Annotated in this window: 31 protein-coding genes; 5 read left to right on the top strand and 26 right to left on the bottom strand. The window is 66.0% G+C overall.

Features of this window, described 5'->3' with window-relative positions:
• Positions 1–59: 59 nt before the first annotated feature.
• Together N5E02_RS01385 and N5E02_RS01380 are read right to left on the bottom strand one after the other, a co-directional pair.
• Positions 60–404: an ogr/Delta-like zinc finger family protein gene (locus N5E02_RS01385; protein WP_069116365.1), complete on the bottom strand. Its 345-nt coding sequence runs from the start codon at positions 402–404 to the stop codon at positions 60–62.
• The gene (locus tag N5E02_RS01380) at positions 401–733 is read right to left on the bottom strand and encodes a DNA-binding protein (RefSeq protein ID WP_279945759.1); all 333 of its coding nucleotides are present in this window, start codon (positions 731–733) and stop codon (positions 401–403) included. Before N5E02_RS01380 ends, N5E02_RS01385 begins: the two co-directional genes overlap by 4 nt.
• Before the next feature lie 70 nt (positions 734–803).
• Here N5E02_RS01380 and N5E02_RS01375 point away from each other — a divergent pair, with 70 nt between their 5' ends.
• A complete protein-coding gene (locus N5E02_RS01375) occupies positions 804–1,235 on the top strand; it encodes an XRE family transcriptional regulator (RefSeq protein ID WP_279945758.1) in 432 nt (143 codons plus the stop codon).
• Positions 1,236–1,631: 396 nt separating this feature from the next.
• Here N5E02_RS01375 and N5E02_RS01370 read toward each other — a convergent pair whose 3' ends face one another.
• The 24 genes from N5E02_RS01370 to N5E02_RS01255 all read right to left on the bottom strand — a co-directional run bounded on the left by N5E02_RS01370 (position 1,632) and on the right by N5E02_RS01255 (position 19,495).
• Complete coding sequence (locus N5E02_RS01370; RefSeq protein ID WP_279945757.1) at positions 1,632–2,651, bottom strand: phage late control D family protein; 1,020 nt, start codon at positions 2,649–2,651, stop codon at positions 1,632–1,634.
• On the bottom strand, positions 2,648–3,046 hold the full coding sequence (locus tag N5E02_RS01365; protein WP_130767817.1) for a phage tail protein: 399 nt from the start codon (positions 3,044–3,046) through the stop codon (positions 2,648–2,650). The genes N5E02_RS01370 and N5E02_RS01365 overlap by 4 nt, the downstream gene beginning before the upstream one ends.
• 11 nt (positions 3,047–3,057) lie before the next feature.
• Entirely contained in the window at positions 3,058–5,922 is a 2,865-nt protein-coding gene (locus N5E02_RS01360) for a phage tail tape measure protein (protein ID WP_279945756.1), read from the bottom strand.
• A 172-nt stretch (positions 5,923–6,094) separates the two neighbouring features.
• Positions 6,095–6,211, bottom strand: coding sequence for a GpE family phage tail protein (locus N5E02_RS01355; protein ID WP_014648142.1), 117 nt, complete (start codon positions 6,209–6,211; stop codon positions 6,095–6,097).
• 8 nt (positions 6,212–6,219) lie between these two features.
• Entirely contained in the window at positions 6,220–6,546 is a 327-nt protein-coding gene (locus N5E02_RS01350) for a phage tail assembly protein (protein ID WP_061478809.1), read from the bottom strand.
• Between the two features lie 59 nt (positions 6,547–6,605).
• Positions 6,606–7,115 (bottom strand): phage major tail tube protein, encoded by a 510-nt coding sequence (locus tag N5E02_RS01345; RefSeq protein WP_014648140.1) that lies wholly within the window; start codon positions 7,113–7,115, stop codon positions 6,606–6,608.
• A 23-nt stretch (positions 7,116–7,138) separates the two neighbouring features.
• Positions 7,139–8,308, bottom strand: a complete 1,170-nt coding sequence (locus N5E02_RS01340) for a phage tail sheath protein (protein WP_279945755.1) — start codon at positions 8,306–8,308, stop codon at positions 7,139–7,141.
• 16 nt (positions 8,309–8,324) lie between these two features.
• Positions 8,325–8,684, bottom strand: a complete 360-nt coding sequence (locus N5E02_RS01335; protein ID WP_279945754.1) for a GPW/gp25 family protein — start codon at positions 8,682–8,684, stop codon at positions 8,325–8,327.
• Complete coding sequence (locus tag N5E02_RS01330; RefSeq protein WP_279945753.1) at positions 8,681–9,247, bottom strand: phage baseplate assembly protein V; 567 nt, start codon at positions 9,245–9,247, stop codon at positions 8,681–8,683. Before N5E02_RS01330 ends, N5E02_RS01335 begins: the two co-directional genes overlap by 4 nt.
• 74 nt (positions 9,248–9,321) lie before the next feature.
• The gene (locus N5E02_RS01325; RefSeq protein ID WP_279945752.1) at positions 9,322–9,945 is read right to left on the bottom strand and encodes a hypothetical protein; all 624 of its coding nucleotides are present in this window, start codon (positions 9,943–9,945) and stop codon (positions 9,322–9,324) included.
• A 28-nt stretch (positions 9,946–9,973) separates the two neighbouring features.
• On the bottom strand, positions 9,974–11,827 hold the full coding sequence (locus N5E02_RS01320; RefSeq protein ID WP_279945751.1) for a tail fiber domain-containing protein: 1,854 nt from the start codon (positions 11,825–11,827) through the stop codon (positions 9,974–9,976).
• A 9-nt stretch (positions 11,828–11,836) separates the two neighbouring features.
• The gene (locus N5E02_RS01315) at positions 11,837–12,394 is read right to left on the bottom strand and encodes a phage tail protein I (protein ID WP_064237456.1); all 558 of its coding nucleotides are present in this window, start codon (positions 12,392–12,394) and stop codon (positions 11,837–11,839) included.
• On the bottom strand, positions 12,387–13,277 hold the full coding sequence (locus N5E02_RS01310; RefSeq protein ID WP_279945750.1) for a baseplate J/gp47 family protein: 891 nt from the start codon (positions 13,275–13,277) through the stop codon (positions 12,387–12,389). The genes N5E02_RS01315 and N5E02_RS01310 overlap by 8 nt, the downstream gene beginning before the upstream one ends.
• An 85-nt stretch (positions 13,278–13,362) precedes the next feature.
• Positions 13,363–13,824 (bottom strand): phage virion morphogenesis protein, encoded by a 462-nt coding sequence (locus tag N5E02_RS01305; RefSeq protein ID WP_053461909.1) that lies wholly within the window; start codon positions 13,822–13,824, stop codon positions 13,363–13,365.
• On the bottom strand, positions 13,821–14,306 hold the full coding sequence (locus N5E02_RS01300) for a phage tail protein (RefSeq protein ID WP_279945749.1): 486 nt from the start codon (positions 14,304–14,306) through the stop codon (positions 13,821–13,823). The genes N5E02_RS01305 and N5E02_RS01300 overlap by 4 nt, the downstream gene beginning before the upstream one ends.
• Positions 14,303–14,827, bottom strand: coding sequence for a hypothetical protein (locus N5E02_RS01295; RefSeq protein ID WP_279945748.1), 525 nt, complete (start codon positions 14,825–14,827; stop codon positions 14,303–14,305). The genes N5E02_RS01300 and N5E02_RS01295 overlap by 4 nt, the downstream gene beginning before the upstream one ends.
• Positions 14,827–15,462: a glycoside hydrolase family 19 protein gene (locus N5E02_RS01290; protein WP_279945747.1), complete on the bottom strand. Its 636-nt coding sequence runs from the start codon at positions 15,460–15,462 to the stop codon at positions 14,827–14,829. The genes N5E02_RS01295 and N5E02_RS01290 overlap by 1 nt, the downstream gene beginning before the upstream one ends.
• 1 nt (position 15,463) lies before the next feature.
• On the bottom strand, positions 15,464–15,739 hold the full coding sequence (locus N5E02_RS01285) for a phage holin family protein (protein ID WP_014648128.1): 276 nt from the start codon (positions 15,737–15,739) through the stop codon (positions 15,464–15,466).
• Positions 15,732–16,085 (bottom strand): putative holin, encoded by a 354-nt coding sequence (locus N5E02_RS01280; protein WP_049405104.1) that lies wholly within the window; start codon positions 16,083–16,085, stop codon positions 15,732–15,734. The genes N5E02_RS01285 and N5E02_RS01280 overlap by 8 nt, the downstream gene beginning before the upstream one ends.
• A 2-nt stretch (positions 16,086–16,087) precedes the next feature.
• Positions 16,088–16,303, bottom strand: coding sequence for a tail protein X (locus tag N5E02_RS01275; RefSeq protein ID WP_279945746.1), 216 nt, complete (start codon positions 16,301–16,303; stop codon positions 16,088–16,090).
• Positions 16,303–16,770: a head completion/stabilization protein gene (locus tag N5E02_RS01270; protein ID WP_279945745.1), complete on the bottom strand. Its 468-nt coding sequence runs from the start codon at positions 16,768–16,770 to the stop codon at positions 16,303–16,305. The genes N5E02_RS01275 and N5E02_RS01270 overlap by 1 nt, the downstream gene beginning before the upstream one ends.
• 104 nt (positions 16,771–16,874) lie before the next feature.
• The gene (gene gpM / locus N5E02_RS01265) at positions 16,875–17,582 is read right to left on the bottom strand and encodes a phage terminase small subunit (protein ID WP_279945744.1); all 708 of its coding nucleotides are present in this window, start codon (positions 17,580–17,582) and stop codon (positions 16,875–16,877) included.
• Positions 17,583–17,584: 2 nt separating this feature from the next.
• A complete protein-coding gene (locus tag N5E02_RS01260; protein WP_049405099.1) occupies positions 17,585–18,601 on the bottom strand; it encodes a phage major capsid protein, P2 family in 1,017 nt (338 codons plus the stop codon).
• A 33-nt stretch (positions 18,602–18,634) separates the two neighbouring features.
• Positions 18,635–19,495: a GPO family capsid scaffolding protein gene (locus tag N5E02_RS01255; protein WP_049419458.1), complete on the bottom strand. Its 861-nt coding sequence runs from the start codon at positions 19,493–19,495 to the stop codon at positions 18,635–18,637.
• Positions 19,496–19,649: 154 nt separating this feature from the next.
• Here N5E02_RS01255 and N5E02_RS01250 point away from each other — a divergent pair, with 154 nt between their 5' ends.
• The 4 genes from N5E02_RS01250 to N5E02_RS01235 are packed head-to-tail and all read left to right on the top strand — an operon-like array spanning position 19,650 to position 23,302.
• Positions 19,650–21,407, top strand: coding sequence for a terminase ATPase subunit family protein (locus N5E02_RS01250; protein ID WP_189638113.1), 1,758 nt, complete (start codon positions 19,650–19,652; stop codon positions 21,405–21,407).
• Complete coding sequence (locus N5E02_RS01245) at positions 21,407–22,420, top strand: phage portal protein (protein WP_049405093.1); 1,014 nt, start codon at positions 21,407–21,409, stop codon at positions 22,418–22,420. The genes N5E02_RS01250 and N5E02_RS01245 overlap by 1 nt, the downstream gene beginning before the upstream one ends.
• The gene (locus tag N5E02_RS01240) at positions 22,417–22,674 is read left to right on the top strand and encodes a Com family DNA-binding transcriptional regulator (protein WP_080354613.1); all 258 of its coding nucleotides are present in this window, start codon (positions 22,417–22,419) and stop codon (positions 22,672–22,674) included. The genes N5E02_RS01245 and N5E02_RS01240 overlap by 4 nt, the downstream gene beginning before the upstream one ends.
• The gene (locus N5E02_RS01235) at positions 22,592–23,302 is read left to right on the top strand and encodes a site-specific DNA-methyltransferase (protein ID WP_279945743.1); all 711 of its coding nucleotides are present in this window, start codon (positions 22,592–22,594) and stop codon (positions 23,300–23,302) included. The genes N5E02_RS01240 and N5E02_RS01235 overlap by 83 nt, the downstream gene beginning before the upstream one ends.
• Positions 23,303–23,340 lie beyond the last annotated feature (38 nt).

Raw genomic sequence — 23,340 nt, 5'->3', positions numbered from 1 at the left:
ACTCCCTTGCTGGCACCGTACGGCGCCAGGTCAGTTGGTCGTGGAAGGGGAAAGGTGGATCAGGTGGCGGGTTGTTCGCCGCCGTCCTGTGGTGTGACGTGGGGGGTGTCGATCCAATCCAGCTGCATTTCGCCCCGGTCCTGTCTCCAGCGTTGCAGCAGCAGGGCGCGCTCGTAGCCGGGTGTCTGCGGTAGTTCGCAGGCCGGGGCGTTCGGCATGCCGCTGGGGCTGGAAATGCTGGTCAGTTCAGAGTGGCCGGTGTAGGTAGCGCCGCATACCGGGTTTTGACACACATAGGCGTCGGTACGCAGATGGCGGTGCTGTAGGGCGCTGGTGCGCTTCGTCAACGGTGTGCCGCATGCGTCACAGGTGAAGATGGCGCGCTGGCCCATGACGGCGCTCATGCCTTGGCCCTGCGCTTGGCTGCGGTCGCGACAGCCTTCGCCGCCGCCGAGGCCATACCCCGCGCGGTCTTGGTGGTGCGAATCCGGGCGGATTTGGGCGATTCTGTGTGAGAATCAGGGGCGGCTTTCATGCCGAGGGCTACAGCGGCTGCGTGGGTCTTGCCGATCCGGCACTTGCTGTCGATGCGCAAGGCGTTGTTCACGGCATGGCGGCTCAACCCGTTGGCTTCTGCGAAGGCAGCAATCGACATGCCGTTGTCGACAAGCCACTGGCGCGCCTGCTCAGCAGTGCGCAGCTTGGATGCGGTAGTCCGTCGTTTGGCGTTCATTCCGTTTCCCCTGTGTATTTCTGGGTGAAATGGTGGTGAAGTTAACTGCACCTGTCAAGGGGGAATTTGCGTGTCTGTAGGTATTCGCCTGAAAGAAGAACGGAAGCGGCTGGGTCTGACCCAGGAGGCCATGGGATTGGCCTGCGGTGTTGCCAAGCGCACGCAGATCCTGTTCGAGCAAGATGCCCACCTGCCCGGTGGGGCCTACTTCGTCGCCGCTGATGAACTCGGCGTCGATGTGATCTATGTGCTGGTGGGCAGGCGCGAGCGCCTGGCCGAGGCTGATGCCGACCTGCTCGATGCGTGGCGCAGTGCGTCGGCTTCGGCACGTGCCGCCGTGATGGCCGCGCTGCGCGGCGTGGCGCCGGCGTCGACCACAAGCGCGCCTCGAACCTCCTTCGAGAACACCAGCATCGGCCAGCAGATCAGCGGCGATGTTGATCTGCGCGGGCAAAAGATCGTTGTCAAGGCTCCGAAAGGATCGAAGAAGGCCGCCCGCTGAGGCTCACCCCACATCGCATTCAGGCCGCTAACTCGCCCGTACAGGGCGCCGGTGGGGCGCGGTTTTCGATGTGAGGGACTATGGGTTGCAGCAGTGATGTGAAGCGTGGCGAGGTGGTGTGCATGTGCGGCGGGCCCACCGTGTTCGAGGGGGCCGTGATTGGCCAGGTGTTTACCGGCGATGTGCAGATGCAGTGTCCGCATGCGCACCACCACAGCGCGCAAGCCGACGAACGCGAACGGGCGCCCACGGAGACGGGGCGCCCGTTGTCGACAGCATTGATCGCGCTTGCGATCTGGCAGGCCACTTACCCGGCGGCAGCGGTTGCGGATGACTGCGGATCTTCGCTCGCGCATGCCGCCATGTTCTTCGCCGCAGGCGCGCTCACGCGTTACTTCAAGCCGAGACTTCTGCGCTGGATTCGCCGCCGCGCTCAAGCTCCAGCGCGGTAACAAAGCCGCCGCCGCCGTCGACGGTGTGGGTAGCTTTGGACACCAGCCAATCGGTGCCATCAATTTCCGGTTTGAAGCCGCTCACCGTCACGGTTTGCTCTGGGTAGATATCGGCGCGCCCGAGTGCGAGGCGGTAGCTGAGCTGGGCGGTGCCGCGATCAAGCCGTTTGAACTCTGCCTCAGCATGCTGGCGCGCTTCCTCCGCAGTGGCATACGTGGGCTGCAGCTTTTTCTCGTTCTCTGACGTGCCCACCAGGACGCCGGTGCGGCGTGCGGCCTTGCGGTCGCCCCAGTACGCGCGCACGCCTGTGTACTTCTCGCGGTCAGCCACGGTGTAGCGGTGTTGATCGCCGGATGCGCGAGTGATCTGGACACCGGGAAGCGGCTGGCCGCTGGCTGTCTTGCTGGCGCCGATGGGCGCGAAGATCAGCGCGCCGGCTTTCACCGTGGCCACCGCATCAAACCGCTTCCCCAAGCGCGTCAGGAGATTGATATCGCTCTCGTTGGCCTGGTCGAGATGCGGGATGCGGACGGACGCAAGGTTTGTGGCAATGGACGGGCGCAATGAATGCTCGGCGGCGATTGTGCCGAGAATGTCGCCCAGGGTGGCGTCATGCCAGCTGCGCTCGCGGCGGCTGCGGACAGCTCCGGTCAGATCCGCCGAGCGCGCCCGGATGGCGACGATATCGGGAGCGCCGCTGTGCTCCACGTCATCGACCACGAACGTGCCCTTGTCGAACAATCCGCTTTCACGCCAGCCGATGGCCACCTGCAGCGTGACGCCGCGTCGCGGTAGCGCCACGCGCCCATCATGATCGTGCAACCGCAGATTCAGTTCGTCGGCTTCGTCGCCCCGGCTCTCCGTCAGCGACAGGTCCAGCAGTCGCGGCGCGAGACGGTCGGTCAAATCCTGCCCGTCCAGCACCACGCGCCATGCAGGGATCGGGTACGGTGCCGCCCTCATGCGACCGCCTCGGTGGCGCCGTCGTCCTGGCGCTCCAACTGCATCTGAAACTCGATCAGGCGCGGCGTGCCGTCGGGAAAGAACTCCTTTCGCGTCTCGCTCAGGCTGACCAGCAGATAGGCGCCATATACGCGCCCACTGCCCTCTACCAGCGCCTGTGGCTTGCCCTGGTCGCCCAGCTCTCGCAGTGTGTCGAGCACCTGCAGATCGTCCACCAGCTCGGCGGCGATGGTGCCCTGCAGGGTGATGGTGTCGTCGCCTGGGCCGACGTACTGGCGAGCCGGGCGTGCACCCAGCCGGTCGCTGCTGGCATGGCGCCACGTCATCTGCCGCTGCAGCTGCTCATAGGCCGCTGTAGACAGGGAAAACACAAACGTGCCGTAGGTCATCATCATGGCGGTGTGCCTCAATCGCTCAGACGGGAGCCACGGCGGCTGGCCCGCTCGCGCTCGATGGTTTCAATGGTCTGGCGGACCAGGTCGGCGATGGCCTGGCCGTCGCTGCCCGGTGCCGCTGTGATCTGGATCGTGTAGCTGTTGCCGCCTGCGGCGCCCGTGGCGGCCTGCGCGGCACCCGGCGCCACTACCGGGCCGGCGCTGGCCATGACGGGCAGCGCAGCGGCGCCCAGGGCGATTCCTGCGCCTGCCTGCTTCATCCGGTCGCCCAGGGTGGCCACCTGCGACAGCGGCTCGCCCTGGCTGCGGTCGAGACCACCGGCCAGGCCCTGCATGGTGAAGTCGCCGAACTGCGCGAACACGCGTGAGGGGCTATGGATGCCGAGCATGCCCTTGAACTTGCCCACCACGCCCGAAGCGACGCCGGCGACGGCGTCCATGGCCGCGCTGCCTTTGGACACGATGCCATTGACCAGTCCCTGCACCATGTCGATGCCGGCCTGCATCATCTGCGCGGGCCATCCGAGCAGGATCTGATTGACGCCCGCCCACATCGCGCTCAGGCCAGAGCGGATCTTGTCGCCGTTGCCGGTGAACAGGCCCACGATCAGATTCCACGCGCCCTGCAGGTACGTCCACGCACCGCCAACAGCGTTCTGGATCACCGGCAGGATGGTGGTAAAGGCGCTGACCAGCCAGCCAATGGCCTTCACCGCCATGCGCAGGTTCACCGTCAGCACGGTGGCCAGGATCTGGCCGAACCCGCGCCCCGCATCGGTGGCGCCCTGCAGCTGCTCGCTGGTGGCCTCGAACGGCGCGAACAGCTTCATCACCCAGCTCCACGCCTGGCTCATCGCCGAGGACACCATGTCCCATACCGGGCCGAGCGGTTCGAGCGCGGTGGCCAGCTCCGCCATGATCGGATTGACCACGTCGAGAATGCCCTGCCAGGTGCCGATCATGAATGCTTTGATCGGCTCCCAGTATTTCCACACCAGCGCTGCCACCACGCCGATGGCGGCGCCGATGGCCAGCAGCGGCAGGCTGATACCCCCGAGCAGCGGCAGCAGCATGCGGCCAACGTTGAACAGCATCGGGAACGCCCGGCCGCCCAACGAAAGCACCTGGCCCAACAGCTTGCCCAAGCCGCCGCCACCGCTGAGCAGCACCACGGCCTTGTGGATCTGCGTCAGCGCCATCGCGCCGACCCCACCTGCGACAACCAAACCGCCGAGCGCAGCAGCCAGCGCGGTGCCGCCGATGGCCAGCTTGGCGATGGTGGCGACCATCTGAGGGTTGCTCTTGACCCACTCGGCCATGCGGTCGGCGACCTTGGCCACGCGCGCAGCCAGTTCCTTCACCGTGGGCAACAGCGTCTTGCCGATGCGCTGGGACAGCACGATGGCGCTGTTCTTGAGCAGGATCAGGCCATTCTCGGCCGTGCCGACACGGGCGGCGTACTCGGCGTTCATCGAACCGCCGTACTTCTGCTCATCGGAGACCTTGCCCAGGTTCTCCTTCAGCAGGTCGAGGTTCGTCAGCAGCGGTGCGATGGCGCCGATGGACTCGCGGCCGAACAGCTGCGTCATGGTCGCGGCCTGTTCGGCCTTGGGCAGCTGCTTGAGCCTTTCCAGCACGCCGAGAATCGCGCCGCCGGCATCGTCCTGCATCGCCTTGGCCAGATCCCCTGCCTTGAGGCCGAGCTTGTCGAACGATGCCACCTGCCGGGCAGTTGCGGCATCGCCCGAGGACAGCGTGAGCAGCATGTTCTTGATGCCCGTGGCAGACACTTCCGACTCGATGCCCATGCCGGCCACCGTCGCGCCCAGCGCCGCCAGCGGGCCGCTACCCAGGCCGGCGACCTCGCCAAGGGCACCGATACGGTTCACCACCTCGCTGATCTTCTGCACGCTGGCCGGGCCTGTGTTGCCCAGGTAGTTGATCTTGTCGGCCAGCACGACAACGTCATCCTGGCCCATGCGGAACGCGGTGCGCCAAGTCGCCATCGTCTGGCCGGCGTCTTCGGCGGTGGTGTCGAACGCCACACCCATCTTCGCCGCGTCCTCGGCGAAACGGGTCAGCTCGTTGCTGGCGATGCCGGCCTGGCCGGCGGCGGCGACGATCTTGGCGATGTCGGTGGGCACCATTGGCAGGCGCCGCGACAGCTCCTGAATATCGTTGCCCATCTTCTCGAAGCCGTCTGGCGTGTCGAAGTCCACCACCTTCTTCACGTCGGCCATAGCCGACTCGAAGTCCATGGCCTGAGCGATGGGCAGGACTTGGGCGCGCAGCGCGCCGAACGCGGCCAGTGCGACACCCGCGCCGTGGGCTGCTGCGTTCATGCCGGCGCTGTGGATCTTCTGGCTACGGGCCTTTGCTGCGTCCAACGCGGCCAGGCGAGCGCGCTGCTGCTCCATCTGCTGCGAGGCGGCGGCGATATCCGTGCGCAGCCTGCGCTCATGCGCACCGAGCTGGCGCGTGCTGATGCCGGCCCGATCCAGTCCCGAGCGCAGCCGCTGCAGCTCCACCTGCTGCTGCTTCTGCTGGGCGCTCAGCTGGGCGGCGGCAGTCTTGGCCTGGCTGAACTCACGGCTCAGCTTGCGCGTGGGGGTGCCAGCCTCCCTCATCTGGCGGGCAAGCGCCGCCACCCGCACCTGCGCCTGCTGGTAGCTCTGCTCGGTGCCGCGCAGCGCCTGCTGCTGCTGGCGGTAAGCGCTCACATCCCGCTGGGCGCTGTTCAGGCGCCGGAGGGTGGCTTGCTGCGCCTGCAGGACCGAAGCCAGCCCCTTGCTGCCGGCCATGACTTTGCGGAAGGGAGCGGTGGCCTGATCGAGAGCCTGCAGCACCACCTGCAGGCGAAGGTTGCCGCCGCTCATGCGACGACAACCGCTGCGCCGGCTAGGCCGAGGGCGTGTCGGTCGGTGAGGAAACCAGCGCCGCCAGCAGGCGGCACAGCGCGCTCAATGCCCAGGTCAGCAGAGTGCAGACTCCGCAAAGCAGGAGGCCCGCCAAGGCGATGAAGACAACTATGTCCATGGGCGAAAGGTATCACGGCTCGGCTCCACTTCTTACACGGGCGCGCTCGCGCCATTCGATCAGTTCAAACAGCGAGAGGGCCGATAGCTCGGTGAGGGTGAATGGGAAGATCACCGCGATATCGGCCATGAAATCCTCTACGCGCTGAGGAATTCCCGCTGCGCCTTCGGCACAAAAAAACCAGCGGCGAGGGTGCCGATGGCGACCAAGTCGGCAGGGTCCAGCTTGTTCACGTCGGCAGCCGTCAGCGTCGGCTCGGTGATGCGCGGCAGCAGCGCGGCCACCGCGCTAACGTCGATCTGCAGCAGGTCCACCAGCTTGATGCCGCGCAGCTCCCCAGCGTTGGGCTTGCGCAGCTTGATGGTGGCGATGACCTGCTCGCCGCGCTGGATTGGGTAGTCGAGGGTGACCGTGTTGGCGTCGATGGCTTCGGCGCCGGCGGTGGTGGTGGCTTTGTCAGTCATGTCGTAGGTCTCTCAGGGCAGAGGTAGGCCGGACCGCTGAGGCAGTCCGGCTATGTGGGTCAGGCGCCGATGGCGCGTCGCTGGCCGGCCAGCTGGTCCACGCCGTTGACGATGAACACCATGCCGACCATGTCGATTTCGATCTCGGTACGGCCGTTGATGCTCAGCTTGTAGTAGCTGGCGGTGGTCTTCACGCTGAACTCGGTGTCGTCACCGACCTTGCCGGTGCCGGGGTCAATCTCGCTGTGGCGGCCGCGGATGACGATCTCCACCGCATCCACGTCGGCGCTGTCTTCGCGCTGGTATGCGCCAGCGAAGCGCAGCTGCACGGCGTTGTGGGCGATGGCGCCGTACTGGCGCAGCACGTCGCGCATCAGTCCGCCGCACTTCCATTCCAGTTCGATCTTTTCCTGGCCGAGGTCGATATCGATGGGGCCGAGCATGCCGCCGGCGCGGTATTCCTCCATCTTGCGGGTCAAGGTCGGCAGCTTGACCTCGGTGACCTGGCCCAGGTAGCTGAGGCCGTCATTGAACAGGTTGAGATTCTTGAGCTTGCTGGGCATGGACATGGGAGTGGTTCCTCAGTACGGCATCAGCCGTTGATACGGGCCGGGAAGTCGGCGAAGTAGCGGTCGGTGATGCGCTGGTTCAGTACCAGGTTCTCCAGCGGCGGTACCGGCGTGTAGTCGTAATCGATGGTCACCCGGCCGGCCTTCAGCTGGCTGGGCTCGTTGGCGGCTTCGTCGTACCAGGCCGATGCACCCAGCACATAGCCCGCGTTCACCAGCTCGCGGAATTTGGCATTGATGCTCTCCAGCATGTCGCGGATGAGCGACGGATGCTCGGGCTTGTCGATGTAGACCATCTGCGCCTCTGCAATGGTGTCGGCCAGGATCTGCGCGGTGCGCGTGGCCGTCTCGAAGGCGAACAGCGGGTCGTCGCTGCAGGTTCGCGAACCCCAGAACTTGTAGCCGTTGGAGTTGATGAGGGTGGTGATGTCGGCGGCGTTCAGCAGGCCAGCGTCGGTCGCCGGATCTTGCAGGTCCCAGTGCACGTCGCGGCTGATGCCGGTCACGCCGGCGACGGCCACATTGGAGATCGACTTGTGCCAGCCCTGCTGCTCATCGATCATCGCGCGCAGGCCCAGGGCGCGGGCGGTCGCGAACGCCATGCTGGTGGTGGCGTCGGCAGTGTTGAACGCGACGAAGTCGGGATAGATCAGCATCAGCTCGCGCTGGCTGAACTGCTCGCGATAGGCGATGGCTTCGCTGACCGAGGCACTGGCGGCACAGCTCGCGTAGGCCATCGCGCGCAGCTTCTTGGCGATGACCGCCAGCGCGGCCGAAACCGGCTGGGTGTCCAGACCGGGTGCGCCCAGGATGCGCGGACGCACGCCTACCTGCGCCTCAGCCACCAGCAGCGCCTGCATGCCGGTGAAGGTGGCGCCGTCCTTCTTGCCGATCACGTTGGCGGTGGTGGCGCTGTCGTCGGAACCTTCGGCGACGCGCACCACCACGGTAATGGCGTTGGCCTGGTCGGCAATGGCCTGCAGCGTGGCGCGCAGCGTGCCGCTGGTGCCGGCCTTGCCGACGGCGCCCAGCACGTCGGTCAGCAGCACCGGTCGGTCGAGGGGGAACAGCGTGGCGTCAGCGTCCTGCGCGGTGCAGACGACGCCGACAACAGCGGTGGCAACAGTGCGGATCGGACGCACGCCGCCGTTGATTTCGATGACGCGTACGCCGTGGTGGTAGTCGGTGGCCATGAGGGGACTCCTGCGGTTATGGGGTGCGGAAGCGAAGCGGGACAGAGAGACGGGTGGTGCTGGAGGCGCCGGCGGGCACCGTGCGCTGGCCATCCAGATCCAGCACGAACGTGCCTGGGTCCTGACCACGCGAGAGGGTGATGCGGCTGAGGCGCAGGCGCGGCTCCCAACGCATCAGCGCCGTTGCAGTAGCGCCATACAGGCGCAACCGCGTGGCTTCGTTGAACGGCTGGTCGATCAGCTCCGGCAGCAGCGAGCCGTAGTCGCGGCGCTGGATGCGCGAGCCGGTGGGAGTAGTGAGAATGTCGGCAATGGACTGCCGCAGATGCGCGGTGTCGTCCTTGAAACTGCCTGCCTGACCGTCCATGCCGATCATGCCGGCGGTCCCGACGTGCCGCTGCCCGGCTGCACCGCGCCGTGCTTGTGCTGCTTGAGGCTGATGCCGCCGCCCACAACGTCCTCGGACGCCTCAGCCTTGCCGTTGATGGTGACCTGGCCGGTGATGCTGGTATCGCCGTTGATGGTGACCGGCCCGTTGATCGTCACGCCACCATCTGCGGTGATCGTGGCATTGCCACCGCTGGGCAGGATGGCTGCGAGCGCATGTGACGCGCTGTCGTAGCTGATGACAGCGCCATCACTGAACTTGACCATGACCAGATCCGCATTGTCGGACGGGGCGGGGTACTGATCGCAGTACAGGCCGCGCAGGGCGACCGCATTGGCCAAGTCGCCGTCGCTGCACACCAGCGTCACCTGCTCGCCGACGCTCGGCGGTGCCCACACCGCGAGCGTGCCGGCGGCGGATGCCAGCCATGGGATGTAGTCGGTATGGGCCTCGCCCGTGCGGACACGACACAGCGCACGCGCATGATCGACCGTCGTCACCACGCCATGGCGCAGCAGGTTGTTGATCTGTTGGGGCTGGGCGCTATCCATGCGCCCATGTTGTGCCGTGCCTCTCGCGCGCGCACGTAATGGCACGCGTAGATCGACGCGCTACAAAGCTTCGGTTACCACCAGCCGGCCGCGCCTACGCTGGCCACCATGATGGAACGGCTGACGTTCCCGCCGGCCCTTCGCATGAGGCAGTGGAACTCCACATCCGCGCGCACATTCTGGCCCGAAGCGCTGGGCACGCTGACCTGGGCCGAGCACGACTGCGAAGCGCTGGCATTGCGCCAGTCCGGCGCCGTACTGCCAACGTTCGCCGCGCCGACGTTGGCGAACTCGAAGCGCACGTCGTACTCTCCCACGCCGCCGTTGCGCAGCCACATCCCGCGTTCTGCCACGCGGCTGGAGTTGTTGCCACCGCCGATGGTCGACACCCAGACCTCGTAAGCGCCATCGGCGTTGATGCGCAGCTCCACCTGCGCCGAGGTGCTGCCCTGCGCGTTGGTATCTGATTGGTTGTGTGCGGAGAAGCCCTTGCCGTGAAAGGGTAGAACGTAGGTTGCTGTGCCCTTTGCAGCCCACAGGTTCGACACGTCGACGCCGCCGGAGCGATATCCCACGTCGCCACGCTTCTGACCGTACTGGATGTGGGCATACCGGAGCGGTTGCCCGCTCCGCCGGTATCCGCTGGCGGTCGGGCCATCGCCCATCACATCGGGGTCGAACAGGTCGTCGAAGTCCACGCCGCCGCTTCGGTATCCGCTCGCCATGTCAGACTCTCTCCCGCAGCTCTCGAACCTGCCCCGCAAGCTCCTGAATAGCACGAGCCAAGACAGGAAGCAGCTGGTCGAGCTTGACGGACGGAACGCGCTCGCCGTTGAACTCGACGCCCTCAAGATCCACAGCCTCGGGCACCAGCTGTGCCAGCTGTTCGGCGACGAAGAACAGCCGCCGGCGCCCGTCGCTGTTGTACTCCGGCTTGTAGCGGCCTGCGGCCAGTTCCATGCGCTCTAATGCTGCCAGGCCATAGGACACCGGGCCATCGATGTCCTTCAGCTTGCGCGACGAACCGAAGTCGAAGCCGCCATTGCACGAAAATGCGCCGTTGCCGGCGAAGGTAAAATGACCGACGCCCCCGCCGGCGACCAATAGCACATTCTGATTGCTGCCCTGGAATTCGATGTACCCCATGGTGGTCGCATCCACCTGCCGGCCGATTCGCCAGTTGAAAGCGGACCAGCTGGTGTTGGAATCATTGGTGGCGCGATAGTATTCCGATTGCAACTTGTCAGCGTTTGCGCCCGGCTGTGCCGTAAGCTTTTGCAGGACGTAACCCGCGTACTGCCCTCCGGGGATTGCCGGGCCGTTGACCGACAGCTGCGGGGTGTTGATCTTGTAGGTGCCAGCGAAGGTGCTGTCGTAAGAGTCGCCCCGCACATACATAGTTGCGAAGTTGGTGCCCGCCTGATTCACGGCCTGCAACGCCGCGCTGCCATCACCCTGGTTGGTCACCCGAAGAACAGATGCCCCGCCGTAGTTCCAGTTAAGCGCGCCGGTCACCGTGTCGCCGGCCCTATTCACCTTTCTGGCAGGGTCAAAGTTGCCGCTTGTCCAGATGGTGCCGCCGGCCGAAAGGGTGGCGGTATACCCGCCCGCCGAGTTGTTGAAGTCGAAGTAGGCACCGTTTTTTACAATGGAGGAGCCGGTATCGCCCAGCACCAGGATGCCGTTGCTGGCCACCCCACTCCATCCGTAGGAACGCAGCATGGCCCCATTCACCGCCAGTGGCCCGGTGAAGGTGTCTCCGGCACGGTTGGCTTTGCCGTCGAGCGCTGGCTGCAGGCCGTCCACCTCGTCGATGGGATGCGAGTGGGGAGCCGGCGTGAACCTGTTCGGCACGCCGGTGAAGTTCTTCCAGTCCAGGTAGTAATCGCCGTGCGCGCCGTCAAGCAAGTCCGCGTTGAGGCCGTTCCCATGGCCCTCATCGCGCAGCGCAGCGGACTTCAGGCCCAGCTCGACGCGGAACATGGCAGCGGTGGCCAGGCCGAGCAGCGTCCTGACGAAGGTGGAAGGCGCGCCGGTGCCGAAGCGGTTGTTGATGTAGCGGGCCAGGCCGCGCGGGGTGATCGCCGTGGCAGGATCGCTGCCGGCGTCGGCCTCCTGCTCGGTGGCCAGCCGCACCACACCCATCTGCGTGGTCGTCGCCGGTGGATTGATGAAGTCGATATCGCCGACCTCGATGCTGGTGGCGTTGATCTTGGCGAACCGAATGTCCGTGGCCAGCAGCAGGGTTGCGGCCGCTGCCTTTTCCATGATGGGTGTGGACTGCGAGTAGACGGCAAACAGCGTGCCATCCTGCAGGTACAGACCAAAGCCGCGCAGCGTGTAGGTATCGGTGCCGTCGTCGCGCACGTTCAGGTGCAGCGTGTCGTCAGCAACGGCCTTGCCACCGAAGGTGGTCAGGCGCTTGAACTCCGCCGGCACGGATGCGCCCACGGCGCCCACATCGAAGTGCTGAGCGGTCAAGCCAACCTGTGTGACCTTGACCGGCGCGGTGCCCGTGTTCTCTGCGTTGACGATGGCGGCAAAGCCTGCCGGCGTAATGGTGATCTGAGGGATGGGCATGGGTATGTCCTACGGTTCGCTGGCGGCCAGCTGCAGGCGGGTAGAGGTAAGCACGCGGGCCACGCCCAGTACGCCGATGGCGCCCTCGGCGTTGATGCCCTGAGTGAAGGAGTAGTGCGAACGCACGGGTTTGGCGCGGTCCACCGCAGCCATCACCTGGTCGATAAAGTCGGCGGTGGCGTCTTGCCCACCTTGACCGCTGAGGGTCAGCAGCAGCTCGAAGGTGTGGGGCTGGCCGGGCGGGTCCATCTGCCACCACTCGCGCAGCTGCACCTGTCCGCCGAAGCTGGCCACCACGTCGGCAATGCTCTGCGCGGTGCCCTTGTGCCGTTGGATCTGGAACGAGCTGGCGATGCGGGCGCGCTTGATCTGTTCCGGCCACTCGCTGTCCCAGGTATCCACCGACACCGTCCACGCCAGGAACGGCAGAAACTCCGCCGGGCACGTCCACGGGTTCCACAGCAGGTGGTGAACCATCGGGATGCCCATCAGCTGCGCATCGGCGCCCTCCACGGCCCGTTCCAGCGTGGTGGCATTGGGGGGCAGCAGGGTGCGCACCTCAGTCATTGGTGCCCACGTGTTCGATCACCACAGCGGTGCAGTACGCCGCGCTCTGCGGACTGACCGTGATATCTGCGGCGGGGCTGTCCAACTGCACGCGCTGCACGCCCTCGACATGCAGGGCCGAATACAGCGCCGAGAGAGGAACGTCACGGCCCAGCCGCTGCGACTGGCTCAGGAAAAGCCGCATGCGGCGGTTGGCCTCGGCAATGACCAGGGCGCTGTCAGGTCCGTTGAAGGTGGTCAGCTGCGCGCGGACCTCGTACGGCTCAATGGTCGCTGCCGCCACAGTTACGTGGTCGGTGAGGGGGCGCACGTTCCCATTGAGCAGGGCCGATTCCACCGCAGCCAGCAGCTGCCCAGAGGGCCTGCCGTCGCCCTCCCGTGAAAGCACGGTCACCACGACTTCGCCGGGCGAAGGGCTGGCCACGCTGGCGTCGAGTACGGCCACGTCGGCCGACAGGGTGTGGAAGATGTAGGCCCCTTCGGGGCCAGCAACTGACAGGCCCTCAGGCGCCAGCTGGATGCGGCGCCGGAAATCGGAATCGCTTTCGTAGACCGCCGGTGTGCCCGTCTCGGGATCTGCGGGGGTCAGTAGCTTTCGCTGAACCCCGTACGGTACCGCCAGGTTGTCGAGGTCGCCGCCCTGGGAGTACGGAAGAAGGAGGCCGCGAGCGCGCTGGTTGAACTGCTCGCGCAGCAGCACCTCTCGGTACGCACTGGCCTGCAGGATCTTCACCACCGGGTCGGATTCGACCACGGCGGTGTACTCCGGGCAAAGGCGGCGGAATTCAGCCAGACGCTCGGCGTAGATCGACTCGAACGAGCGCTGCTCGAAGATGTCGGGCGCCGGCAGCTTGTCGACTTCGATGGCGGTAAATGTGGACACGACAGCGCCGATTCGGGGATGCGTTCAGCATCCCATCGCGCGCGCGCGTGCCTATCGGCTACGCCATGTAGGGGGGGCGATTACGCTACAGACCTTCCAGATGGTCGAGGATCAGATCGCGCACAAGCCGTTCGTCGGCTGGCGAGAAGCCCAGCAGGCGCCGACGTGCATAGGTAACGCGGGGACCGCCCTTGCTGACCGCATCGCTGCGGCCCTCCTGATGGATCAGTGCAATGCGCGATACACGGCCGGTGAAGCCGACGGCCACCTCATTTGGGGTCACGCGTACGCGAAGGTGCCGCGCCTGCCGGATCTTGGCGAACATTGCGCCGCGCTTGATGCGCCCGGCCTTGGCCCGACGCAGGGGCGCGGCACGGCGCGCCGCGTACGGCGTGCCATCTGGGTTCTTCTGCGTTGCGATGCGCTGCTGTTGTGCCCGGCGCAGCGCGGTACCGACCTTGCGCGCCAGCTTGCCGCGTTCGGCCGGCTGCAGACGCCGCAGCAGGGGCGCGGCCCAGGCTTCCAGTCGCTGTAGATCCTCGCTCACTGCGTGATCGCCGGCAGGGTGGCGATCTGGACGCCGTCTGCGACCAGGGCGCCGCCGGCGAGCGTGTCGGCGTGGGCACCCTCTGCAGGCGGCTCCGGCAGGTGCTGCAGCTGCACGCTGCCATCGGCGGCGCGGGTGACCAACACCCGTTCGCTGAGCGGCATCTTGATGGCCAGATCCACCAGGCTGTCGCCCAGCACGTCCACCTCAAAGGTCAGCTTCTCGCGGTTGGCAGGATTGGCCAGTAGTTCGGGCTGGTGACGGGTCAGCCATTGCAGCAGCGGCACCATGACTGCCTCCGGCGCGCCGCCGAAGTCGGTCAGCACCAGGTCGAGGGTGTAGCGGTACTCGAACGCCAAGCCCGGCCGGTAGGTGCCGGCCAGGCCACCACTGTCGACGAAGATCAGCAGCTTGTCGGGGTCGCTGGCCAGTGCCGGGACGGCGGCGACCAGGTGGTCCCGCAGCAGCTGGGGCTTCTTCATGGTGTACCTGCCTGCCGCTCAAGGTCGGCGTGCAGTTCGAGGGCCAGTTCCTGCAGGGCCACTACCTGCGCGGCGGTGGCGTGGCAGGTGGCGTAGTTGCTGGCGACGGTTTCGGCGACGACAGAGAGCGGAGTGGCGGCGGCGGGCGCATCAGGATCTCCGGCAGGGCCGGAGGTGGCGTTGCCGCTCGCGGCGGTGTCGTGGAGCTGCACGAAGCCAGCAGGAACAACGCAGGCAGCATCAGCGTTCGCGGTGACATAGATGGGAACCTCTTTGACGATGGTGTCGCCGCGCTCATGCACCAGCTGTACGCGATCCACGTACTCGGTCACGACGCGGGTGGTGCCTTCGGCCAGCTTGAGGCTGCTGGCTAGGGCGGCGTTGTCGGCGACGGCCTTGGCCAAGGCCGCGTTGGCCTTGTCCAGCGCGATGGTGGCGCGGCTGACGCGCGACTGCTGGCAGCTGAAGAGACCGGCGGTGGCCAGCACCAGGGCGGCCAGTGCGAGGGCGCGGTAGAGCATCAGCGCGCCCCCAGCGCGGCCAGGGCGCGCGTGGTGCGGGCGGTGCGGTCTGCCATGCCATTGGGCGTGGCGCGGCTGCGGGCGTTACCTAGGTTGATGACGCGGCTGACGGTCAGCACGTCGCGCTGATCGGCGTAGGAGTTGAGGCCGTTCTCTTTCCAGAACGCAGCCGCCGCCATGGCGCCGATCTCCGGCTCGATCAGCAGGCCCGGCTGTTCTTCCAGCGGCTGGCCGATCAGCTGCCCCATGCGGCGATAGTTGCCCCGGCCGGTATGCTGCAGCGGGCCACGGCCGCGGAACAGGTAGCCGTCGCCGCTGGCCTCGTTGCCATTGCCGTTGCGGCTGGCGTAGACGCGGTTGCCGAGCTTGGCCGGCTGATGAACGAACCCGGCGGCTTCGGCCGGCGTGATGTACCGGCCGAACACTTCCAGCAGGCGTTCGCGGCTGTAGCTGAGCGACTCTTCGACGCGCGACAGGCTCAGGCTTTCGTGGCCGAGCTGTGCCAGGAAGTAGGCCGCGCGCACCGGCGTGTTGATGCCGAAGCGCTTCATGGCTGCATTCAGCGGCTCGGCCCAGCGCTGTGCGCGCTGCAGCGGGCACTGCATGATCTGAGCGAGCAGAGCAGGGGTCAGCATGTCAGTTGCTCCCGAACAGGTGGGCCACGTTTCCGCGCGCCCGGTAGACGGCCACCAGCAACACCACCAGCAGCGCCAGCTGCCATGCGGTGACACGGGCGCCGGCGCCCTGCAGGATGATCTGCAGGGCCTGCCCGCCGGTGCTGGCAATCAGCAGCCAGGCGCACCAAGCGATGCCGTGCCGATGGTTGGCGTTGGGTGCCGGCCGGTAGGTCAGCAGGCGCACGCAGATGGCCACGCAGCACAGCAGCGTGGCGGTGGTCAGCAGCTCAGCCATCGGAGCCTCCGCGCGGCAGACGGCTCGGATCGGCGCTGCGGCTGCGCTCGATCAAGGCCAGGGTGAGGGTAATGATGGTGGCCGCGCACAGGAACGCGGCCAGACCACTGGACGCCACATCGAAGCGGCGCATGACCTCCGTGCCGCCCATGTAGCCGGCCACCACGCTGATGGCCAAGTAGATCAGCCGCTTCCAGAGCGACAGATCCTTGGCGGATACGACGAACAGTGTGGCACCGGCGAACGCGCCGATGAATGCGTCCGTCTCGATGCCCGGCAGCAGCGAGGCGAGGCCGACGCCGGTGGCCAGTGCGGCCATGCTGCCGGTGGAAGTTGGTTCGGTCATCTTCAATCCCATAGCTGGACAAGGGGACGCATCACTGCGCCGGTTGAGGGTGTCGGTACGTCCGGCAGTTCCACCACGGTGCCCATGGGCAGGACAGGGCCATGCAGGCTGATTCCATAGTTCAGCGCCATCACCCTCTCGACCATGCCGGCGGTGGTTCCGAGGTGCCGATAACACAGCGCGTCGATGGTGTCGCCCTGTAGCGAGCGGACGCGCATCAGATCAACTCCACCGTGACCCGGCGCAGCCCTTGCAGATCGCTGATGGCGTTGCGGTGATCGCGCCGCAGTTCATCAATGGTCGGGGTCAGATCGTCGGCGCGTTGATTGCCCTGGGCGGTAGCGTCATAGGACCGGTAGCGTTCGTGCAGCTCCACGGCGGTGCCACACTGCACGGCGCGCCGGTACAGCTGCAGCAGCACCGACTCGCCGTCGATCTGCTGCGCCGGTATGTCTGCCAGCGCCGCATAACCGTCCGCTTCCTTGCGGGCCTGCCACAACGCCAGCTCCCGCGTCACTGAGGCCACGGCCACCACCACGGTGTTGCGCAGCCGCGCCGCCAGCATATCGCCCGGTACCCGGATGGCCTCACGCAGCGCGTCCACGTCGATCTCTGGCCAGAACGGGCCGGCGATGACAGGGGCAAGCTTGGAAGCGGGCGATGCGTTGGCGGTGAAGGCGCTCATGGTGTGTCCGTAGGTCGCCGGTGGTCGGGGCGTCACACCAAGGGAGAGAGGTCTTGGTGATCGGCCCCGAGCCGGCGGGGTCGCGGGGTACGCTCGGTGTGACGTCAGTCGTTGGACTGGCTGGCGTCGAACTTCTTCTGCAGGCGCTCGGCGCGCTTGAGGTCTTCCTTGCCGCCGCAGCTGTCATGCAGCTGGATCGCGGTGCGCAGGTCTTCGATGGCCTGGGCAACTGCGTCGGCGCTCAGTGGCGCCGCCTCGGTATCGGTGGCCAGCAGGCTGCGTCCACGCGCCAGCAGCAGACGGGCGCGCACTTCGTCGGGCATGTCCTGGCCCTCGGTGAGCGTGGCCGCCCGGTCGATCACATTCAGGTCGAACGGGGCGCTGGTCTTGAGCGCGTTCAGCGCGGCCAACCCGATCTCCTCAGCCACCACGCAGGCCGCTGTGCGCTTGTGGGTGTCCGGCATATCCAGACCGTGGGCCAGGACATACCGCGCAATGTCGAGGCCGGCATCGAAGAGCCCGGCATCGAAGTGCCACAGCATCAGCGTGGAGACGATATCGTCCTTGCCCCCGGCGTCCGCCGACAGCACGCCGTCCAGATACGGCGCATAGGACGGCAGCAGCGCAACCTTGAGTTGAGCCTTGCCCTGCGTGGACTGGATCTGCTTCAGCCGGGCGCGGTCGGAAGCCAGGCGCACCTGCATCTGCTGGTAGATCGTGGTCCCTTCCATCAGGTTGCTGCCGGCGGTGCGCGCCGCCTCCTTCGAGGCGAGCGCACGCTTCACATGGCGGCTGGCGGGGGTGTCGGCCATGGTCAGATCCCGAACTCGATGTTCTCGGCCACCGCGCCCAGACCGTAGTCCTCCACCACGTAGTCATCGTTGGACGACTCGAAGTTGGCGACGCGGTTCTTGTTCGGCTGCTCGATGATGTGACGGCGGCGCGAGGCAATCTGCCAGTACAGCGACAGGTTGCTCAGGCTGGTCACCATCAGCGACTTGGCCGGGAAGAACGGCACGATGACCGGCTGCAGGCCACCGATGCGCTTGGCGCCCAGGATCAGTTCGGCCGCGACCTTCTCGGTGGGGGCGTTGTCACGGTTGATGATCGGGAAATACTTGTCGTGCACCAGCTGGCGGCCGCAGATCACCACCAGGCTCGGATCTTCCTGATGCCACGGGTCGATCATGTTGGCGACCAGGTCCATCACCAGGGCATCAATGTTGCCGTAGTCAGCGCCGGTACCGCCCACCTTGATCTTGCCGCTGCCATCGACGCCTTCGGTCATGACGCGCTCGGGCGCATGCTCGCGGTACTTCTGCAGCCAGCCCTTGTTCACGTCCTGCAGCATCGGATTGGCGACGCGGTCGGTGTTGATGGCAATGCTGGTGCCGTGCCAGCCGATCATGATCCGGTCCAGTGCCTGGCGCTGGATGATCGCGTCGCGGATCAGGGTCTGGAACTCGGGGCGATGCGCCCAGGCGTCCAGGCGGGCATAGGGCAGGGCGGTGTCAAAGTCGGTCTTCTGGCACTCGTAGGTGTTGGACACCAGCGAGGTCGGATCGGACGGATTGCGCTCGCCGTTGCCGCTGGTGTCGGTGCGGCCGGCAATGGTGCCGGTGATGCCAACGCCAACCTTCTGGCCCTTCAGTTCGTTCACGCCGACCATGTTGATCGCCTGCAGGAAGGTACTGCTTTCCTGCATGCGGGCTTCGAGGCTCTGCTGCACAGTCGGCTCGACAGAGAAGGTGTTGGCCACACCGCTGACGTTGTTCAGCGTGGCAACCTGCTGGGTGTAGCCCTCGAACAGGCGGCGGGTTTCGGTACGCATGGGGTAGCTCCGGGATGTTGAGAGAGGGGCCGATCAGCAATCGGTGATGTTGGCGGCGTCCACATCCTTGCCACCCGGAACAACCGGACGCTGGGTGAATGCCTGCGGGGTGTCGTCCAGCCTCTTGCGCAGGCCAGCAACCTGAGTGGACAGCGCCTGCACCTGCTCGCGCAGTGCGCGGTTGTCCTGGCCGAGCTTGGCCATGGCCGCATCCTGTTCACCCACCGCGCCGAGCAGCTGAGCGGCGAACTCGGCCACGTTGAACTCGGGATCTTCCTTGGCAGGCGCCGGCGCGGCCTTCTTGCCCAGGCCGAGGCTCGAAAGGAACGCAGCGACCGGGCCGGGGCGACCCTCCGGCTCATCCTCGGCGGTGAACTTGATGACCGTCTCGGTGGCCTCGGTGAACAGGTTCTCCGGGGCCTGCTTGCGGTCCTTCAGCGGGCTGCTCTCCGGGTGCTGGGCCGAGAACGCGAGCATGCTGGTGCCCAGGCTGGCGGGGGAGTCGGTCACGGCCAGGCCGAACAGGTACGCCTTGCCGCTGTCGGCGAACTCCGGGGAAATCTCGATGCTGGTAAAGACCTTCTGCTTGCGTACGTTGACCATGTCGACCAGGTCATCGGTCGGCTCGACCTGGGCGAAGAGCGCCAGCTTCTTCTTGCCGGCAATTTCGACTTCCTCGGCCTTCACCGCCAGCACGTCGCCATAGGCGCGGAACGGGCTGTCCGGCAGCGTGCTGCGGAAGTGTTCCAGCCAGATGCGTGCGCCGTACACCTCCGGGTCGTAGGTTTCGGCGATGTCCGCGATCTGCTGGCGCTCGATCACTCGGCCATCGGTGGTGGCGCCTTCGACGGCAACACGAAAGAACTCGGAACGCTTCTTGGTTTTGCTGGCCATCTCGCCCTCTGCTGGTGTCGTTGCGCATCGGTTCTCGATGCGATGACCCATGGTCGAATGAGGGCGCTGTAGCGGCAACGCGGTCAGTTTGTAAGCCGCTGTTCTACGTGGGTTTTTCGTGTCGCGCGCGCGTGGCGGCGGGCAACCTGTTCACGTGACCAGCGTAGCCGAAAAACTCCACGTCGATCCACGACGCCAAGCCAAGTTCCTGTACTGGATGGGTTGGCGCGTGTGCGATATCGCCTCGCTGATCGGCGAGAAGGAAAAGACGGTCCACAGCTGGAAGGCGCGAGACGAATGGGACCGCGCAGACACCGTCGAGCGTATCGGCGGCGCATTGGAGGCACGCCTGGCCATCCTGATCCACAAGGAAGGCAAGACCGGCGGTGACTTCAAGGAGATTGATCTGCTGCACCGCCAGCTGGAACGGCAGGCGCGCATTCAACGGTACCAGGGCGGTGGCAACGAGGCCGACCTCAATCCCGCAGTGGCCAACCGCAACGCGGCTCCCAAGAAGAAGGCGCGCAAGAACGAGTTCAGCGAGGAAGAGATCGAGCGCCTGCAGACCGCGTTCGTGGATGGCTGTTTCGACTACCAGCGCGATTGGTACCGGGCGGGCAACGAACGCACGCGCATCATCCTGAAGTCGCGCCAGATCGGTGCCACCTACTACTTCGCCCGCGAGGCGCTGATCGACGCGCTGACCACCGGCCGCAACCAGATTTTCCTGAGCGCATCCAAGAGCCAAGCGCACATCTTCCTCGGCTATATGCGGGGCTTCGTGCGTGAGGTGCTGGACCGTGACCTGACCGGCGACCCGATCACCCTGGCCAATGGCGCCGAGCTGTTCTTCCTGGGCACCAACGCCCGCACCGCACAGGGCTACCACGGCAATTTCTACTTTGACGAGTTCTTCTGGACCTACGGTTTCAACCAGCTGAACAAGGTCGCCAGCGGCATGGCGATGCACAAGAAGTGGCGCAAGACCTACTTCAGCACGCCGTCCACCATGGCGCATGAAGCCTTCGACTTCTGGACCGGCGAGCGCTTCAACAAGGGACGCTCGGTGTCCCAGCAGATCCAGCTGGATGTGAGCCACGCGCGCCTGATGGGTGGCCGGCGTTGCGAGGACGCGATCTGGCGCCAGATCGTGACCGTTCTAGATGCGGCCGGCCGTGGCTGTGACCTGTTCGATATCGAGGAACTACGCCGCGACTACAGCGCCGAGGAATTCGCCAATCTGCTGATGTGCGAGTTCGTGGATGACAGCGCCAGCGTATTCCCGCTCACGATGCTGCAGCCCTGTCAGGTCGATAGCTGGGTCGAGTGGGCGGACGACTACAAGCCGTTTGCCGTCCGGCCCTACGGCGACCGCGCTGTGTGGATCGGCTACGACCCGGCCGAGACTGGCGACAGCGCGGGCATTGTGGTGGTAGCCCCGCCGCTGGTGCCCTGCGGCAAGTTCCGCGTGCTGGAACGCCATCAGTTCAAGGGCATGGAGTTCAAGGACCAGGCCGCGTTCATCGAGCAAATCACCAAGCGCTATTGGGTGACCTACATCGGCGTGGATGCGACCGGCATGGGCACCGGCGTTGCACAGCTGGTGCGCCAGTTCTTCCCCGGCGTGACCGTCTTCAACTACTCGCCCGAGGTGAAAACGCGGCTGGTGCTGAAAGCCTACGACGTAATCAATGACGAACGGCTGGAGTACGACGCCGGCTGGACCGACCTCACGCAGTCACTGCTGGCGATCCAGAAAACCATCACCCCGAGCGGGCGCCAGGTGACCTACACCGCCGGACGCTCGCGCACCACCGGCCATGCTGACTTGGCCTGGGCACTCATGCACGCGCTGCAGAACGAGCCGCTGGAAGGCGGACAGGCTGCGCGCGGCACCATGGAGATATTCTGATGACCGACACCGACCAGGGCGCCATGGCCGCGCCGCCGGTGAGTATCGAAGCCTTCACCTTTGGCGAGGCCAGCCCTGTGCTGGAATCGCGCGGTTTCCTCGACTACCTCGAATGCTGGCGCAATGGCCGCTACTTCGAGCCGCCGGTGGATCTGCAAGGGCTGTCGCGCACCACGCGCTCCAACCCGTACCTGCACAGCGGCCTGACATTCAAACGCAACATGCTGGTGCGCACGTTCCGACCGCACCGGCTGCTGGGCCGCGAGGCGTTCTCGCAGCTGGCGCTGGACTACACCACCTTCGGCATGGGGTATGTCGAGCGTCGCCGCGCTATGTCAGGAGCCGCGCACAGTCTTGCGGTGCCGCTGGCGCAGTACGTGCGCCGTGGCGTGCAGCCCGGTGAGTTCTTCCAGGTGCGCGCCGGACGGGTAGAGCATGAGTTTCCCGCTGGTGAGGTGTTCCAGCTGCGCGAGGCGGACGCGGATCAGGAAATCTACGGCCTGCCGGAATGGATGCCAGCCGTACAGGCCGCGTTGCTGAATGAGTCGGCCACGCTTTTCCGCCGGAAGTATTACAACAACGGTTCGCACGCCGGCTACATCCTCTACATGACCGATCCCCAACCCGAGGGCATGGACGTGGATGCGTTGCGCGACGCACTGCGGCAGTCGCGCGGGCCGGGCAATTTCAAGAACCTGTTCGTTCACTCGCCCAACGGGAAGAAGGACGGCCTGCAGGTGATCCCGGTCAGTGAGGTGGCGGCAAGGGATGAATTCACCGGCATCAAGAGCGTGACCCGCGATGACATGCTGGCCGCGTTACGGGTACCGCCGCAGCTGCTGGGCATCGTGCCCCAGAACAGCGGCGGCTTTGGCTCGATCCGGGACGCAGCGGCGGTGTGGGCGGCGATGGAGCTTGCCCCGCTGCAGACGCGCATGACCGCGATCAACGAGTGGCTGGGGCAGGAAGTGATCCGCTTCGACGTCTTCGAGCTGGGAGCGGCAGCGGCATGAGTCAAGCACGACAGAACCTCCGCTGCGGCGCCTGCGCGCGCCTGTTGGCCAAAGCGGCTGGCGACTACGACCTACAGATTAAGTGCCCCCGGTGTGGGGACATGAACCACATGAAGGCCCAGAGCCTCTCCACGGATCGCCACGAGCGACACCACGAAGAAGGCTCTACCCATGAAGAACGAACTGATCCACGGCGATGCGCTGACCGTCCTGCCGACCCTGCGGGCCAACAGCTTCGACGCGCTCATCACTGATCCCCCGTATGCCAGCGGCGGCACGCACGCCTCCGCCCGCCAGCGTAGCCCGAACGAGAAGTACATGCAGAGCGGTGGCCCGCACCTGCATGCGGACTTCCCCAGCGACGAACGCGACCAGCGATCACATCTGGCATGGATGCACCTGTGGCTTGCGCAGTGCCACCGCGTCCTGCGCGATGGCGCGCCCGTGTTGCTGTTCACCGACTGGAGGCAGCTGCCGCTGACTACCGACGCGCTGCAGTGCGCCGGCTTCATCTGGCGCGGTGTGGCGGTGTGGGACAAGTCGGGCGGCGTGCGACCGCAGCGTGGCCGCTTCTCCAACCAGGCCGAGTACGTTGTGTGGGGCAGCAAGGGCGGGATGCCGCTGGGGCGGGCGGCACCCACGCTGCCGGGTGTATTCCGCGAGGCGGTACGCAAAGCCGACAAGCATCACCTGACCGGCAAGCCGACCGATCTCATGCGCCAGCTTGTCCGCATCTGTGAGAAGGGTGGCCGCATCCTCGACCCGTTCGCCGGCTCCGGCACCACGCTGGTGGCCGCAGATGCCGAGGGCTACAACTGGACCGGAATCGAGATGACCGCCCACTACTTCGACGTGGCCAGGGCGCGCCTGAACACTCCGTAACGCACGCACATCTCAGCTCAACACAAGCCGCCTTCGGG

It is taken from the genome of Stenotrophomonas sp. GD03777, assembly GCF_029842485.1.
Classification (GTDB): Bacteria; Pseudomonadota; Gammaproteobacteria; order Xanthomonadales; family Xanthomonadaceae; genus Stenotrophomonas; species Stenotrophomonas sepilia.
Note: the sequence above shows the minus strand (reverse complement) of the source record. Positions and strands in the feature narration are given on the sequence as shown.